Consider the following 14,891-nt stretch of genomic DNA (forward strand, 5'->3'; position numbering starts at 1 on the left):
GCTTGGTCAGGGCATCCTCAACCGCCCATAACAACAATAAGGAAGCAGAACATGCTTAGTCTCTTCAGGCCTGCACCGCACATCGACAGGCTTCCGGCTGACAAGGTCGACCCCTTCTATAAACGCATGCGTTGGCAAGTCTTCATCGGGATCTTTTTCGGTTACGCAGGTTACTACCTGGTTCGGAAAAACTTCAGTCTGGCCATGCCCTATCTGGTGGAGCAGGGCTTCTCCCGCGGGGATCTCGGCTTTGCCCTGTCCGGGGTCTCCATCGCCTATGGCCTTTCCAAGTTTTTGATGGGCAACGTGTCGGATCGCTCCAACGCCCGTTACTTCCTCTCCGCCGGTCTGCTGCTGTCGGCCGGTATCATGTTCATGATGGGGACCATGCACTGGGCCACCTCCAGCATCGCCATCATGTTCGTGCTCCTGTTCCTGAACGGCTGGGTGCAGGGCATGGGCTGGCCCCCCTGTGGTCGCACCATGGTGCACTGGTGGTCACAAAAAGAGCGGGGTGAGATCGTTTCGGTCTGGAACGTGGCTCACAACGTGGGTGGCGGTATGATAGGTCCGCTGTTCATCCTGGGGATGGGCTGGTTCAATGACTGGCGCAGTGCCTTCTATGTGCCGGCTGCGGCCGCCGCTGCCATCGCGGTGATCGCCTTCTTCGTGATGCGTGATACCCCGCAATCGGTCGGTCTGCCCCCCATCGAGGAGTACAAGAACGACTATCCGAAGGATTACAACGAGAGCCACGAGCAGGAGTTTTCCGCCAAGGAGATCTTCGTCAAGTACGTGCTGCACAACAAGCTCTTGTGGTACATCGCCATCGCCAACGCCTTCGTTTACCTCATTCGTTACGGCGTGCTGGACTGGGCCCCGACCTATCTGAAAGAGGCCAAGGACTTCTCCGTCGACAAATCCTCCTGGGCTTACTTCCTCTATGAGTGGGCGGGTATCCCGGGCACCCTGTTGTGTGGCTGGATCTCCGACAAGATGTTCCAGGGCCGCCGCGCCCCGGCCGGCATCCTGTTCATGGTGCTGGTGACCCTGTTCGTGCTGGTCTACTGGCTCAACCCGGCGGGCAACCCCACCGTCGATATGCTGGCGCTGGTGGCCATCGGCTTCCTCATCTACGGTCCCGTCATGCTGATCGGTCTCTATGCCCTGGAGCTGGCACCGAAGAAGGCGGCCGGTACCGCGGCAGGCTTCACCGGTCTGTTCGGTTACCTGGGTGGTGCGGTTGCGGCCAACGCCATGCTGGGTTATACCGTTGACCACTTCGGCTGGGATGGCGGCTTCGTGGTGCTGACTGCATCCTGCGTGCTCTCCATCATCCTGCTGGCGATGACCCTCAAGCACGAGAACATCGCCGTTGCAGCCAAGGCGGCGGCCAATAAGGCATAAAACGTGATCCCCAGCTTATTGATCCCAAAGGGGATCAGGTAAACTGCCAGAAGGCCCCGCATCTGCCGGGGCCTTTTTTCGTTTCATCATCGGAGTGAAAGCGTGAAACAAACCCAACGACATCTGGAGATCCTGGAGGTCCTGACGCGGCAGGGATTTGTCTCGACCGACGATCTGGTGAGCCATTTTGACGTCAGTCCCCAGACCATTCGCCGGGATCTGAACGATCTCGCCGAACAGAACAAGATCCGGCGCCATCACGGTGGTGCCTCTTTGCATTCGAGCACGGTCAATACCGCCTACAGTGCCCGCAAAGTGATGCAGCTCAAGGAGAAAGAGCGTATCGCCCGGGAAGTAGCGGCCAATATTCCCGACGGCTCCTCCCTCTTTATCGACATCGGCACGACCACCGAGGCCATTGCCCGCGCCCTGCTCGATCACCGTGAGCTGCGCATCGTCACCAACAACCTCAACGTGGCCAGCATACTGACCGCCAAGGATGACTTCACCGTCATCATCGCCGGGGGCGAGATCCGCAATCGGGACGGCGGCATTGTGGGGGAGGCGACCCGCGACTTCATCGGCCAATTTCGCATGGATTATGGCGTCATCGGCATCTCGGGCATCGACAGCGACGGCTCCCTGCTCGATTTTGACTACCACGAAGTGAAGATTGCCCAGGCCATCATCGCCCACTCTCGTCAGGTGTTCCTGGCCGCCGACCACACCAAGTTCGGTCGCAATGCCATGGTCAATCTCGGCAACCTCAGCCAGGTCCACGCCCTCTTCACCGATCAGGAGCCGCCGGAGAAGCTGGTACGGCTGATGGCGCAGCATCAGATCGCCTGCCATATCTGCTGATTGTCGCAGGCTGACATCCTCATCATTAGCCGCCCATCCGGGCGGCTTTTCTATTTTCATATCCCTTAATGGCTAGTTTTCACCTGGGCTGCTCTACCCCCTGTTCGACAGCACATCATTGGTGAGCGGGTCATGCCATATTTGCTACTTTCCGTGGGATGGTGCGATCACACTTTCGCCATAAAATGTTCGTTTGTTGGTTTTTCATGTTCTAAAATGAGCGAAATCAAACATTGCTGCCATAGCAATCATAAAAATGAAAGTAGGTGAACATGAGCGAACATTATGATCTGGTCGTCGTCGGCGGCGGCATCAACGGCGTCGGCATCGCGGCCGATGCGGCGGGGCGTGGGCTGAAGGTGGCGCTGTTTGAAGCGCAAGATCTCGCCTCGGCCACCTCCTCCAACTCCAGCAAGCTGATCCACGGCGGCCTGCGCTATCTCGAACATTATGAATTCCGGCTGGTGAAAGAGGCGCTGGCGGAGCGGGAGGTGCTGCTCGGCATGGCGCCCCATATCGCACGCCCCATGCGTTTTCGCCTGCCCCATCGCCCGCACCTGCGCCCGGCCTGGATGATCCGTGCCGGCCTCTTTCTCTATGACAATCTGGCCAAGCGCGACAAGCTCAAGGGCAGTTGCGGCGTGCGCTTCCTGCCGCAAGATGGCTTGACCGCCGGCATCAGCAAGGGGTTTGAATATTCCGACGCCTGGGTCGATGACGCCCGCCTGGTGGTGCTCAATGCCATGATGGCCCGGGACAAGGGCGCTGATGTGCAGACCCGTACCCGCTGCGTCAAGGCGGTGCGCGGATCCAAACACTGGACCCTGACCCTGGAGCGGGAAGGGGGCGAGCAGTTCACCGTTTCCTGTCGCGGTCTGGTCAATGCGGCCGGCCCCTGGGTCAAGACCTTCTATGACGAGAGCCTGCACGAGACATCCCCGCGCGGCATTCGCCTCATCAAGGGCAGCCATATCGTGGTACCGCGCATCCATGAGCGCGAAGAGGCCTACATCCTGCAAAACGAGGACAACCGCATCGTCTTCGTCATTCCCTACCAGCAGGATTACTCCCTGATCGGCACCACGGACGTGGAGCACCACGGCAGTCCGCGTGAGGCCAGGATCAGCGACGCCGAAGTCAACTATTTGTGCAAGGTGGTCAACGCCCACTTCACCCGCCAGATCGCCCCGAAAGATGTCCTCTGGACCTATGCAGGGGTGCGCCCGCTGTGCGATGACGAATCCGACTCACCCCAGGCGGTGACCCGCGACTACACGCTGGAGCTCTCCGGTGAATCCGATGGCGCGCCTCTGCTCTCGGTGTTTGGTGGCAAGCTCACCACCTATCGCAAGCTGGCCCAGGCTGCCTGCAACAAGCTCAAGCCCTGGTTCAGCCAGATGGGCGAGGACTGGACCGCCAGCAGCCGCCTGCCCGGCGGCGAGTTCGACTGCACGGTACGCGAACTGGCGCGCGCCTATGCGCTCGAATTCGACTGGCTCGATGATCGCAGTGCCCTGCGCATCGCCGAAGCCTATGGCAGCCATGCCCGCCTCTGGCTGAAAGAGGATCGTGGCCAGCACTTCGGTGCCGGATTGTATGAATCCGAGGTGCGCTATCTCATCGAGCGCGAGTGGGCCTTTACCCTGGAAGATATCCTGTGGCGCCGTAGCAAGCTGGGGCTGCGCCTCTCCGACGCCGAACAGCAGCAACTGCAAGCCTGGTTGGCGCAACATCATCACGCCTTGCCCAAGGCAAGCTGATGAAAAAGCGGGCTGCTGCCAGGCAGCCCGCCCTAAAACTGCAATAAACCTCTGATAGAACAACTACCTACACAATAATAAAGAGCATCACATATGAAAAAATTCGCTATTTCCCTCATTGCGTTGGGCCTTGGGGCCTCCCTGTCATTGCCTGCGCTGGCCGTCGATGAAGGCAAGGTGGTGATCGCTCACCGCGGCGCCTCCGGTTACCTGCCCGAACACACTCTGGCGTCCAAGGCCATGGCCTACGCCATGGGGGTGGACTACCTCGAGCAGGATCTGGTGATGACCAAGGATGACCAGCTGGTGGTGATGCACGATCACTTCCTGGACGGCATCACCGACGTGGCCGAGCGCTTCCCCGGCCGGGCCCGCCCGGATGGCCGCTACTATGTGGTGGACTTCACCCTGGACGAGGTGCGCTCCCTGCGCATGACCGAGCCGTTCCAGCTGGTGGATGGCAAGCAGGTCCCCGTTTATCCCGCCCGCTTCCCGCTCTGGAAGTCCAACTTCAAGATCCACACCTTCCAGGAAGAGATCGAGATGATCCAGGGCATGAACAAGAGCACCGGCAAGAACGTCGGCATTTATCCGGAGATCAAGGCCCCCTGGCTGTTTCGCCACGAAGGCAAGGACATCTCCAAGGCGGTGCTGAAGGTGCTCAAGGAGTACGGCTACACCACCAAGGATGACAAGGTCTATCTGCAATGCTTCGATGCCAACGAGCTCAAGCGCATCAACAGCGAGCTGATGCCCGCCATGGGGATGGACCTCAAGCTGGTGCAGCTGATGGCCGAGACCGACTGGAACGAGACCATGGTCTACGACGCCAAGGGCAAGGCGACCCCCTATGACTACGACTGGATGTTCAAGCCGGGCGCCATGAAGACCATCGCCTCCTATGCCGAAGGGATTGGCCCCTGGAAGCCGATGGTGGTGACCGAGCCGGGTACTCCTAGCAAGCCGGTCTTCACCAATATGGTGAAAGAGGCCCATGCCGCCGGTCTCAAGGTGCATCCTTATACTTTCCGTCAGGATGAGGGACAGATCCCCGCCTATGCCAAGGACTTCACTGATCTCCTGAACATCTTCCTTTATCAGGCGGATGTGGACGGGGTGTTCAGCGACTTCCCGGACAAGGCGGTGGCCGTCATCCAGGCCCATGAGACAGCTAAAAAATAGTGAAAAAAGAGTAAGTTGGTGCATGGCGAGGTCAGTTGGCCTCGCCTTTTTCATGAGGCTCCCGCAACGGGCGTGTGCACCATGTCAGAAAATAACCAGATAGCGTCACTGTGTGCCGGTTCCTGCGAGATTTGCGGCGCAGAGCGCTGGCATGAAATCGGCAGAGCGGTTAGTCTAGCGGCGTTGAACTAACCCCAAGAGGTACAGATGAAAACCGTACTGCGTTTTAGCCTGCTGGGCGCCTTGTTGCTGGGCGGCCATGCCGTCGCTGCCGAGCCGAAAAAATTTGATATCAGCATGTTCCCAGCCGCTGACGTGAATCAGGAACGTGTGGTGATCCGCCTGCCCGAAGTCGAAAAAGAAGCCGACATGATGGTCGAGCTGCAGGTTGGCAAGAAGATGATGGTGGATTGCAACGTGCCACGTTTTGCCGGCAATCTGGAACAGCACAGCGTCAAGGGCTGGGGCTACAACTACCTGGTGCTGGGCAAGGTGTCCGATCCCATCAGCACCCTGATGGCCTGCCCGGATGGACAGAAGAAGGAGTCTTTCGTTCAGGTATATGGCCAGGGCTTCTTTGTGAACTACAACTCCAAGCTGCCATTCGTCATCTATGTGCCCCAGGAATATGAAGTGCGCTATCGTCTGTGGCGTGCCGACAACCTGGCGCAACCGGCCATGATCGAGTAACTCGCTCTGCAGCCCTGCGACACGAGTTGACTCGCGATAAAAACAAAGCGCCATATGGCGCTTTGTTTTTATCTGTCTCGGTGACAAATCGGCCTGTCAGGATGACATCGTTTTGGCATAAGCCCGTTATTTATCAATGATTTTTTCTTGTTTTGAGACGAAATCATCAATAGGGTCGGGATAAATCGACATCAATAAAAATTTTTTATTAACATAGTGAAAAAATTGATTTTGCACTCGGCGATGGCCTGATGATACTTGCCCGCAAAGGTCAAACTAACCAGAAAAAAAGAGCACTATGAGCTTCGAATCAGACAAGCGTTTCAACGACTTCAAACATTTTCCCCGTGGCCTGCGTCGCAGTGGTGAATTCACTGTGGCCGAAGCGGACAGTCTGGAAAAGTACGGTACCGCCATGCTGGCACTCTATCAGGGCAACCTGGCTCCTCGTGACGAGGTTGAGTCCGCCTTCATTGAGCAGGTCAAATCCGGCGCCGCCGGTGCCAACCCCCATGCCAAGGTGTGGTTCAAGTACCTCAAGGTGATCGGTCCCAAGCGTGTTCATCGTCTCTGCACCGTCGTGGGTGGTGCCAGCGAAGAGAGCAGCGGTGGTGGCAGCTTTGACGTGGGTGGCGGCGGTGGCAGTGACGAGTCCATCGATTAATGGATACCGAGCTGCTTCGGACCTTCATTGAGGTAAGCAAGACCCGGCACTTTGGCCGGGCTGCCGAAAATCTATACCTGACCCAGTCGGCGGTGAGTTTCAGGATCCGCCAGCTCGAACAGCAACTGGGTGTCAGCCTGTTTGCCCGCCATCGCAACAACATCCGTCTGACCGCCTCCGGTGAGCGTCTGCTGCCTTATGCAGACGCCATCTTGCATACCCTGGGTCGTGCCAAGCAGGATGTGGCCCTCTCCCCCGGATTCAGCCAGCAGCTGGCGATCGGGGCGCCGGCCGTGTTCTGGGAGCTCGACTTCAACGACTGGCTCAATCACATCTACGCCCTGGCCCCCGGGCTCGCGGTGCGCCTGGAGACGGCTTCGCGCGAACACCTCTGCCGTCAGCTGCTGGAGCGTTCCCTCGATCTGGCGCTGCTCTCCGAGCCCACCAAGATCGACGAGATTGCCCTGCATCCCATCGGCGAGCTGGTGTTCGAGCTGGTGAGCCGGGATCCGGCGGCCAATGCCGACAACCTGATCCAGATGCCCCACATTCATCTGGACTGGGGTACCAGTTTCGAGCCGCAGCCGAGCCGTCTGCAGAGCCTGCAAAAGACACCTGTGCTGCATTCGAGCTCCGCCAGCATGGCGCTGCAGTTCGTGCTGGCCAATGGCGGCGCTGCCTATCTGCCGCGGCGGATGGTGAGCCCCTATCTGGAGAAGGGGGCCCTGCATCTGGTAGAAGAGGCGCAGCCCCTGAGCCGCCCCCTCTATCTCGCCTATCTGGAAAAATCCGATCGGCGGGAGCTGATCGATCAGCTGCTGGCGCTGCCGCTTGGCTGGCATGAAGCCGATCTGCGTCTGAACGAACCTCAATAAGTCCGTCGAACTCACAAAGACCCCGCCTGCAGGCGGGGTCTTTGTTTGGGTCAGGGGTTGCCGGCGCCCTGGATGGGGAGGGCGATGCCGGACGCATTCTTGCTGCCAACCCTCCCTTGTTCATGCGCTGAGTCACGGATTGCCCCGACCGGGCTTGGCCGAGGCTCACAAGATAAGTTAATTTCCGGCTCTCGTTGCGACACAGGGATGGAGTGCAAGTGATCGATTTTCGTCACCCCGAATGGCGGGAGCTGGCCCGGCAGCTGCTGGAACACTCGCCATTGGCGATCCGGGGCCGCCAATGGCAGCCGTTGGTGGGCCTGCTCAGGGACAACCAGCTGTTGCTGGCCCTCGGCAATCACCACTATGAGCTGACGCCGGCGGGGCGACGCTATCTGACCCGTGAGCTGATGCTGGCGGAGATCGCCACGGCGCCACCGGCCCCCGAGGAGTGGCTGCACGCCCAGGGGTGGCAGCTGGGGGAGCTGGTCAACGAGCAGGTACTGGCGGCGCTTTATCGCAAGTCTGGGGCGGGGTTCAGTCCGGTCGAACAGATCGACTTCGAGGACAAGGGGATCCGGCTCTGCGCCGATCAGCTGCTGCGCCTGCGTGCCTCTGCCCCCTTCAGCCTGTTTTTCAGTGGCGGTACCCTGCTCGATGCCGCGCCCTGGCTGCAGACCCTGGGGGAGGTGGCGTTGCCGGAGCGCACCCTCGCCGGGCTTGGCAAGATCCTGTGGGGGGAGGGGGAACTCTTGCGGGTGATCAGCACGGATTGCATCGGTGCCTTTGCCGAACTGCCCCTCGCGGATGGCACTCTGCTGGTGTGGGTGCCCGCCACGGCCCACTCGGCCCTGCAACAAATCGTGGCGGCCCTGCCGCCCAATGTGCAGTGGAGCCATCTCACCGCCCTCGACCCCGCCGGGGTGGATCGGGTCCAGGCGCTGGCCCAGCGTCTCGGGCGCCCGGCCAGCTGGTGGTTGCCCGTTTCCCTCTCTCCCATCATGGCCGCCTATGGCCAGCCGTTGACGGAGAGCCGCCCCTGGGAGACGAGCCGTCTGCCCAAATCTTTGTTGGCAGTTTGTAGCGCTTTGGTTGAATCCAATGGTGGTTTGTCTGCCGAAGTGTGCGCGCTGGCCTCCAGCTGGCATGCCGTCGGCTGAAATCGCCGCACGGATGGGCTAAAAAGCGGTTTTCCCTCCTTGAACGCAGTGATATAAAGAGCTGACGAAGCGCTCGCAGGATGGGCGCTTTTGTTTGCCACCATGCTTTGCCATCCAAGCCATCAACGGAATACAGGGAATACCATGTTTGAAAAGGTTGTTGCCGCCCCAGCGGATCCGATCCTGGGCCTGACCGAAGCCTTCCGCGCTGACACTCGCAGCCACAAGATCAATCTGGGCGTAGGGATCTACAAGGATGAGACCGGTGCCACCCCTATCCTTCATTGCGTCAAGCGAGCCGAACAGAAGCTCTTGACCGACGAGAAGACCAAGAATTACCTCGGTATTGAAGGCAATATCGAGTACGGCCGCATCGTGCAGCAGCTGCTGTTCGGGCAGGACTCCCCCCTGGTCAACAGTGGCCGTGCCAAGACTGCCCAGGCGCCGGGTGGTACCGGTGCCTTGCGCATCGCCGCCGAGTTTGTGGTGCGCAACAATCTCGCCAGGACCGTCTGGATCTCCGATCCCACCTGGGCCAACCATGTCAGCGTGTTCCAGGCCGCCGGCCTGACCGTCAAGTGGTACAAGTACTACGACGCAGCGACCAAGGGGCTGGATTTTGCCGCCATGCAGGCGTCCCTGTCCGAGGCGCAAGCCGGCGATCTGGTGTTGCTGCACGGCTGCTGCCACAACCCGACCGGTATCGATCCGACCGCTGATCAGTGGCGCGCCCTGGCCAAGCAGAGTGCCGCCGCCGGCTGGCTGCCGCTGTTTGACTTCGCCTATCAGGGCTTTGCCCGCGGTATCGAGGAAGACGCCGAGGGTCTGCGCATCTTCGCCGAGTGCCATGATGAGCTGCTGGTGGCGAGCTCCTTCTCCAAAAACTTCGGCCTCTACAACGAGCGGGTTGGCGCCTTCACCTTGGTCAGCGCGACCAAGGCGATCGCCGAGGTGGCCTTTACCCAGGTCAAGACCGTCATTCGTGCCAACTACTCCAACCCGCCGTCACACGGTGCGGCCGTGGTCACCGCCGTGGTGAGCGATCCGGCCCTCTATGCCGAGTGGGTTGAAGAATTGGCCGCCATGCGGGTGCGCATTCGCGAGATGCGCGAGCTGCTGGTGGAAAAACTGGCTGCCCGTGGCGTGAACCAGGACTTCGGTTTCATTCGTGAGCAGAATGGCATGTTCTCCTTCTCCGGCCTCAGCAAGGATCAGGTTGAGCGCCTCAAGAGCGAGTTTGCCATCTACATCGTCGGTTCCGGCCGGATCAGCGTGGCCGGGATCACCCGCGCCAACATCGATCCCCTGTGCGATGCCATCGCCAAGGTGCTGTGACAAGTTAGTCGTGATGGCGCCAGACCAGACAAAAGCCCGCCGGGGAGACCCGGCGGGCTTTTTTGTATCCGTCGCTTTTGGCGGCGTTAGCGTCGCCGTTTGCTGCCCCCCAAGAGAGAGCCGAGCACCCCGCGTACCAGCTGGCGCCCCACCTCATTGCCTATGGTGCGGGCCACGCTCTTGGCGGCGGTCTGTACCACGCCGTCATGCTGGCCACCACGGGGACCGGTGCGGCCAAACAACATCTCGTTCAGGGCATCGAGCAGCCCGCCTTCCCCGCTGGATGACGGCTCGCAGCCTTGTTCGCTTGTGGTTGTCACCTTGTCCCCGTTGAGACGCTCGAAGGCGGATTCGCGATCCTCCGGCGTCTCGTAGCGGCCATGCAGCAATGAGCCATGGATCAAGTTCTGTCGCTCTGCCTCGCTCAGGGGCCCGATCCGGCTGGCCGGCGGGGCAATAAAGGCGCGCTCCACCACCCCGGGGCGCCCCTTCTCGTCGAGCAGGGAGATGAGTGCCTCGCCGACGCCGAGTTCGGTGATGACGCCGGCCGCATCGAAGGCCGGGTTGGCGCGCAGGGTGTTGGCGGCGATCCGCACCGCCTTCTGATCGCTCGGGGTAAAGGCGCGCAGGGCGTGCTGCACCCGGTTGCCAAGTTGCCCCAGCACGCTGTCGGGAATGTCGGCCGGACTCTGGGTGACGAAGTAGACGCCCACCCCTTTGGAGCGGATGAGCCGCACCACCAGTTCGATCTTCTCCAGCAGCGCCCTGGGGGCATCGTTGAACAAGAGGTGAGCCTCATCGAAGAAAAAGACCAGCACCGGCTTGTCCGGATCCCCCACTTCCGGCAACTGCTCGAACAGCTCCGAGAGCAGCCAGAGCAGGAAGCAGGCATAGAGGCGGCTGGAGTGGGTCAGCTTGCCCGCCGCCAGCACATTGATATGACCGTGACCCGCCTCGTCGGTCTGCAGCAGATCCTGAATGTCCAGCATGGGTTCGCCGAAGAAGTGATCGCCACCGGCGCTCTCCAGAGTCAGCAGGTTGCGCAAAATGGCCCCGACGGAGGCGGTGGAGACGTTACCGTAACGAGTAGTGAGGGATTTGGCATTCTCCCCGGCAAACTGAACCATGGCTCGCAAGTCCTTGAGATCCAGCAGCAACAGCCCCTCGTCGTCCGCCACCTTGAACACCAGCTCCAGCACCCCGCTCTGGGTATCGTTGAGACCGAGCAGGCGGGAGAGCAGCAAAGGCCCCATGTCGGAGACGGTGGCTCGCACCGGGTGTCCCTGCTCGGCAAAGAGATCCCAGAACAGGGTCGGGCTCGCGGCAAAGTTGGGGGCTGAAATGCCGAGCTGGGCCAGCTTGGCATCCAGCTTGGCCGAGCCAGCACCGGCGGCGCCAAGGCCGCTCAAATCCCCCTTCACATCGGCGAGAAACACCGGTACCCCGAGGCGGGAGAAGCCCTCCGCCAGCACTTGCAGGGTGACCGTCTTGCCGGTGCCGGTCGCCCCCGTGATGAGGCCGTGGCGATTGGCCATGGCTGGCAGCAGGGTGAGGGGTTTGCCATCGGCATAAGCCAGGATCAGCGGGTCGGCCATGGTGGCCTCCTTGTTTCGGATTGTGTGCAGGAAACAACGGCTTACAAGGAGTGTGGCGGGAGAGTCAGATGAAGGCAAGACGGGCCATGGCGGCCCGTCTTCGGCACGGAATGACGGCGGCTTGTGTTAGCGCTGAGCCAACTTTTGTTTCAGTTGCAGTGCCAGCAGGGTCAGCAGGCCCCCGAGCAGGGCGGTGATGATGGCCAGCAGCAGGCTGCCGAGCAGGAAAGGAGGGACCAGAGTGGCTGCCTCCTGCTCCAGCCAGTGGAGCGTCCAGGTGAGGTGGAAGGGCTCCGGCGGCTGGCTTAGCACCAGACAGCCGGTGCGATAGGCGTAAAGATACATGAAGGGCAGGGTCAACGGATTGTTGAACCAGACTGCCAGCAGGGCCAGCGGCAGATTGAGGCGAAAGGCCAGTGCCAGCGCGACGGCGATCAGCGAATGCATGGGGATGGGAAACCAGCAGGCAAAGATGCCCGCGGCCACGGCGCCGGCGAGGGCCCGGGGTTGGGTCTGCCATAGCGCCGGGTTGAGCAGGCGCTCACCAAACAGGGCAAACCACTTCTGCTGGCGCAGGGTGTCCGGGTTTATTTTGAAGCGCTCAAGCCAGCCGTTCAGCATGCTCGCGCCACCTTGCGTTTTTGCCACTGGCGCACCGTGCTGATCCGCCAGAAGGTGCGGATCAGGGCATAACCAATCAGGGAACTCAGCAGTGCCAGCACCAGGGAGCCCAGCAGCAGCGGCGGGGCCACGGTTTCAAAGACCGAGACCAGCCAGGCCCAGGTGAATTCGATGTCGATGGGTTGGGCGTGCTGGCCCAGCAGTTGGCAGCCGGTCAGGTAGGCGCCATAAAACAGTGGCGGCATGGTAATGGGATTGGAGAGCCAGACCAGGGCCACCGAAAGGGGCAGGTTGACCCGAAACAGGATGGCGCCCCCGGCGGCCAGCAGCATCTGGCAGGGGAGGGGCACCCAGGCCATGAAGAGGCCCACCGCAAAGGCCCCCGCGGCGGAGCGCCGGTTGAGATGCCAGAGATTGGCATCGAGCAGCAGCTTGCCAAACAGGCGCAAGTGCTTGTGTTCTTTCAGGCTTTGCTGATCGGGCATCCAGCGCTGTATGAGTCGTTTGGGCATATCGTAACCTTGCTAAATACTTGCTCCATGGATCTGCGTCTGTTGTCGTTTGCCCTGGGGGCAAGCTCCTCACTGCTCTGGCCATGGTTACCTTCACTCGCATGGGGGGGACTCTTGTTGTCCCTGCTGCTTCCCCTTGCATATTATCGTGCCTGGCGGCTGCTGTTTCTCCTGTTCGGCATCCTCTGGATGCAGGCCAATATGTCGTATCGACTGGCCTGGCTGAACCAGCTGGGAGATCAGGCGAGCCACATCATAACCGCACAGCTGAAAAGTGCAGAGCCCGAGGGCGATAAATTTGTGCGCCTGCAGCTGCAGGTGGAACAACTCGACGGCCAACCGCTCTGGCCCGCGCCTCTGGTGCGAGTCAATGCTTACCAGGCGCTGCCTGCGTTGACGGTGGGCAGCCGGCTGACCCTGGTCAGCTCCCTCAAACCGGCACACGGGCTTGCCAACGAGGCGGGGATGGACGGTCGTCGCCTGCTGCTGGGCAAGGGGATCACCGCCACCGGCAACTTGCGGCGGATCATCGACATTCAGCCGGTGGCACCGGGTTGGCGCGAACGCTGGCTGGCGGCGGCCGAGGCAAGTTGGCGCCCGCTCACCCATGGCCCTCTGCTGGCAGCGCTCACCTTTGGCGAGCAAGGCGGGATTACGGATGAGCAGTGGACCCTGTTTCGCGGCAGCGGCATCACTCACATCATTGCCATCTCGGGTCAGCATATCGCACTGGTGGCCGTGCTGGGCTGGTGGCTTGGCCGCCTGTTCGGGCTGCGCGGTGCCATCCTCACGTCATTGCTGTTTGCGGCGACTTACAGTTGGCTGGCGGGCTTTGCGGTGGCAACCGAACGGGCCCTCATCATGGTGTTGGTGTGGAGCCTGCTGCGCTGGTGCCGGCGGGAGTGGCCCGCCTATCGCATCTGGTTGTGGGCCTTTGTGGTGCTGGTATTGTGGGATCCCTTCGCCCTCTACTCGGCGGGGTTTTGGCTCTCGTTTCTGGCGGTGGCCATCTTGCTGCTGGTGGGCTATTGCCATGCCCGCCCCGGGCTTTGGCAGATCCAGCTCTGGTTGCTGCTCGGTCTGCTACCCATGCAGTTGGCGCTGTTCGAGGGCATAGCGCCGCTCGCCATGGTGATCAACCTGCTGGCGGTGCCGCTCTTTTGCATCGCCATCATACCGCTGGCCCTGATCGGGGTGCTGCTTGCGCCGCTTGTTGCCCCATTGGCTTACGGGCTGTTCTGGCTGGCGGATCTTGGGCTCGAGTGGGTGCTGAGTCTGCTGGCCTGGCTGGCGGCCCGGTTGCAACTGTGGTGGCCGCTGCCCCACTGGTGGCTGCCCCTGTGTACCTTGTTGCTGCTGCTCCGGGCGGGTTGGCGATGGCCTCCGGCCCGCTGGCTCTGGTTGCCCGGCGTACTGGCCATGGTGCTGACACTCTGGCCCACCGAGGCGCGTTGGCAGCTGCGGGTGCTGGACGTGGGACAGGGGTTGGCGGTGCTGATCAGCAAGGGGGATCGGGCCATCCTTTATGACACGGGCGATCGCTACCCGGGCGGTTACAACATGGCGGATGCGGTGATCCTGCCCCAGCTGAGCCGGCTTGGGATCCGGGTTATCGATCGCCTCATCCTCAGCCACAAGGACAGGGATCATGCCGGTAACCGCCAGCGATTGCTCACCACCCTGATGGTACGTAGCGAGCTCTCTTCCCATCGGTTCGACGAACGAACGTCGCTTTGCCAGCGGGGTCAGCAGTGGCGCTGGCAGGGGCTCGATTTCTCTGTGCTCTGGCCAGAACATCCCGGGGGCGGGCGCAACAACGATGGCTGCGTGGTGCGTATCCGCGACGGGCACACCAGCGTGCTGCTGAGCGCGGACATCGAACGCCAGGCTGAGCAGCGGCTGGTCGCGCTGGAAGGGGAGGGGCTTGCCAGCACCCTGCTGGTGAGTCCGCACCATGGCAGCCGCACCTCTTCCACGCCGCCCTTTGTCGCGGTGGTCGCTCCTCGCTACGTCGTGCACAGCGCAGGCTTCATGAACCAGTGGAGGTTTCCCCGCCCCGAAGTGGTGGCGCGCTATCGGGCCGCCCGCCAGTGGGTTACGGGGCTGCATGGTGCCATCCTGATCCAGCCTGAGGGAGAAGGCTTGATGGTCAGTGCCGAGCGCAGCCGGGGCCCTTGGTATCGGCGTGATGGTGCCTGGTGGCGACCCGGGCTCTGGCCTGCGCCCTGA

The 14,891-nt window shown here is 61.3% G+C and carries 13 protein-coding genes; 10 read left to right on the forward strand and 3 right to left on the reverse strand.

All coding sequences use genetic code 11. From position 1 onward, the window contains the following. Window positions 1-51 precede the first annotated feature (51 nt). The 9 genes from glpT (at window position 52) to ACB028_RS07170 (ending at window position 9,934) form a co-directional block, all read left to right on the forward strand. Window positions 52-1,407: a glycerol-3-phosphate transporter gene (glpT, locus tag ACB028_RS07130; protein ID WP_042028653.1), complete on the forward strand. Its 1,356-nt coding sequence runs from the start codon at window positions 52-54 to the stop codon at window positions 1,405-1,407. Window positions 1,408-1,509: 102 nt separating this feature from the next. Continuing rightward, window positions 1,510-2,268, forward strand: a complete 759-nt coding sequence (locus ACB028_RS07135) for a DeoR/GlpR family transcriptional regulator (protein WP_026456932.1) — start codon at window positions 1,510-1,512, stop codon at window positions 2,266-2,268. Window positions 2,269-2,540: 272 nt separating this feature from the next. Then, window positions 2,541-4,028 (forward strand): glycerol-3-phosphate dehydrogenase, encoded by a 1,488-nt coding sequence (gene glpD / locus ACB028_RS07140; RefSeq protein WP_371143858.1) that lies wholly within the window; start codon window positions 2,541-2,543, stop codon window positions 4,026-4,028. Window positions 4,029-4,121: 93 nt separating this feature from the next. Continuing rightward, window positions 4,122-5,210 (forward strand): glycerophosphodiester phosphodiesterase, encoded by a 1,089-nt coding sequence (glpQ, locus tag ACB028_RS07145; RefSeq protein WP_371143859.1) that lies wholly within the window; start codon window positions 4,122-4,124, stop codon window positions 5,208-5,210. A gap of 207 nt (window positions 5,211-5,417) precedes the next feature. After that, window positions 5,418-5,900: a serine protease inhibitor ecotin gene (gene eco, locus ACB028_RS07150; protein ID WP_026457944.1), complete on the forward strand. Its 483-nt coding sequence runs from the start codon at window positions 5,418-5,420 to the stop codon at window positions 5,898-5,900. Window positions 5,901-6,198: 298 nt separating this feature from the next. Next, complete coding sequence (maoP, locus tag ACB028_RS07155; RefSeq protein ID WP_042028657.1) at window positions 6,199-6,564, forward strand: DUF413 domain-containing protein; 366 nt, start codon at window positions 6,199-6,201, stop codon at window positions 6,562-6,564. After that, complete coding sequence (gene hdfR / locus ACB028_RS07160) at window positions 6,564-7,439, forward strand: HTH-type transcriptional regulator HdfR (RefSeq protein WP_216992592.1); 876 nt, start codon at window positions 6,564-6,566, stop codon at window positions 7,437-7,439. Before maoP ends, hdfR begins: the two co-directional genes overlap by 1 nt. A 218-nt stretch (window positions 7,440-7,657) precedes the next feature. Then, window positions 7,658-8,599 carry a hypothetical protein gene (locus ACB028_RS07165; RefSeq protein WP_371143860.1) on the forward strand — a complete coding sequence of 314 codons (942 nt, stop codon included), beginning with the start codon at window positions 7,658-7,660 and terminating at the stop codon, window positions 8,597-8,599. Window positions 8,600-8,743: 144 nt separating this feature from the next. Further along, window positions 8,744-9,934: an amino acid aminotransferase gene (locus ACB028_RS07170; RefSeq protein ID WP_371143861.1), complete on the forward strand. Its 1,191-nt coding sequence runs from the start codon at window positions 8,744-8,746 to the stop codon at window positions 9,932-9,934. A gap of 86 nt (window positions 9,935-10,020) precedes the next feature. On the opposite strand, the gene ACB028_RS07175 is transcribed toward ACB028_RS07170, so the two are convergent. The 3 genes from ACB028_RS07175 to ACB028_RS07185 form a co-directional block, all read right to left on the reverse strand. Beyond that, window positions 10,021-11,529 (reverse strand): helicase HerA-like domain-containing protein, encoded by a 1,509-nt coding sequence (locus ACB028_RS07175; protein ID WP_371143862.1) that lies wholly within the window; start codon window positions 11,527-11,529, stop codon window positions 10,021-10,023. A gap of 126 nt (window positions 11,530-11,655) precedes the next feature. Beyond that, window positions 11,656-12,150, reverse strand: a complete 495-nt coding sequence (locus ACB028_RS07180) for a DUF2062 domain-containing protein (protein WP_371143863.1) — start codon at window positions 12,148-12,150, stop codon at window positions 11,656-11,658. Next, window positions 12,144-12,662: a DUF2062 domain-containing protein gene (locus tag ACB028_RS07185; protein WP_026457808.1), complete on the reverse strand. Its 519-nt coding sequence runs from the start codon at window positions 12,660-12,662 to the stop codon at window positions 12,144-12,146. The genes ACB028_RS07180 and ACB028_RS07185 overlap by 7 nt, the downstream gene beginning before the upstream one ends. Before the next feature lie 27 nt (window positions 12,663-12,689). Between ACB028_RS07185 and ACB028_RS07190 the strand changes: the two genes are divergently transcribed. Continuing rightward, the gene (locus tag ACB028_RS07190) at window positions 12,690-14,891 is read left to right on the forward strand and encodes a DNA internalization-related competence protein ComEC/Rec2 (protein ID WP_371143864.1); all 2,202 of its coding nucleotides are present in this window, start codon (window positions 12,690-12,692) and stop codon (window positions 14,889-14,891) included.

It is taken from the genome of Aeromonas sp. S9(2024) (assembly GCF_041403185.1).
Lineage (GTDB): Bacteria > Pseudomonadota > Gammaproteobacteria > Enterobacterales > Aeromonadaceae > Aeromonas > Aeromonas enteropelogenes.

What these genes read in the sequence shown, in the direction of transcription:
- eco (WP_026457944.1), top strand. Translation starts at nt 5,418, where the DNA reads ATGAAAACCGTACTGCGTTTTAGCCTGCTGGGCGCCTTGTTGCTGGGC.
- ACB028_RS07185 (WP_026457808.1), bottom strand. Translation starts at nt 12,662, where the DNA reads ATGCCCAAACGACTCATACAGCGCTGGATGCCCGATCAGCAAAGCCTG.
- glpT (WP_042028653.1), top strand. Translation starts at nt 52, where the DNA reads ATGCTTAGTCTCTTCAGGCCTGCACCGCACATCGACAGGCTTCCGGCT.
- ACB028_RS07170 (WP_371143861.1), top strand. Translation starts at nt 8,744, where the DNA reads ATGTTTGAAAAGGTTGTTGCCGCCCCAGCGGATCCGATCCTGGGCCTG.
- glpQ (WP_371143859.1), top strand. Translation starts at nt 4,122, where the DNA reads ATGAAAAAATTCGCTATTTCCCTCATTGCGTTGGGCCTTGGGGCCTCC.
- hdfR (WP_216992592.1), top strand. Translation starts at nt 6,564, where the DNA reads ATGGATACCGAGCTGCTTCGGACCTTCATTGAGGTAAGCAAGACCCGG.
- ACB028_RS07180 (WP_371143863.1), bottom strand. Translation starts at nt 12,150, where the DNA reads ATGCTGAACGGCTGGCTTGAGCGCTTCAAAATAAACCCGGACACCCTG.
- glpD (WP_371143858.1), top strand. Translation starts at nt 2,541, where the DNA reads ATGAGCGAACATTATGATCTGGTCGTCGTCGGCGGCGGCATCAACGGC.
- ACB028_RS07190 (WP_371143864.1), top strand. Translation starts at nt 12,690, where the DNA reads ATGGATCTGCGTCTGTTGTCGTTTGCCCTGGGGGCAAGCTCCTCACTG.
- ACB028_RS07175 (WP_371143862.1), bottom strand. Translation starts at nt 11,529, where the DNA reads ATGGCCGACCCGCTGATCCTGGCTTATGCCGATGGCAAACCCCTCACC.
- maoP (WP_042028657.1), top strand. Translation starts at nt 6,199, where the DNA reads ATGAGCTTCGAATCAGACAAGCGTTTCAACGACTTCAAACATTTTCCC.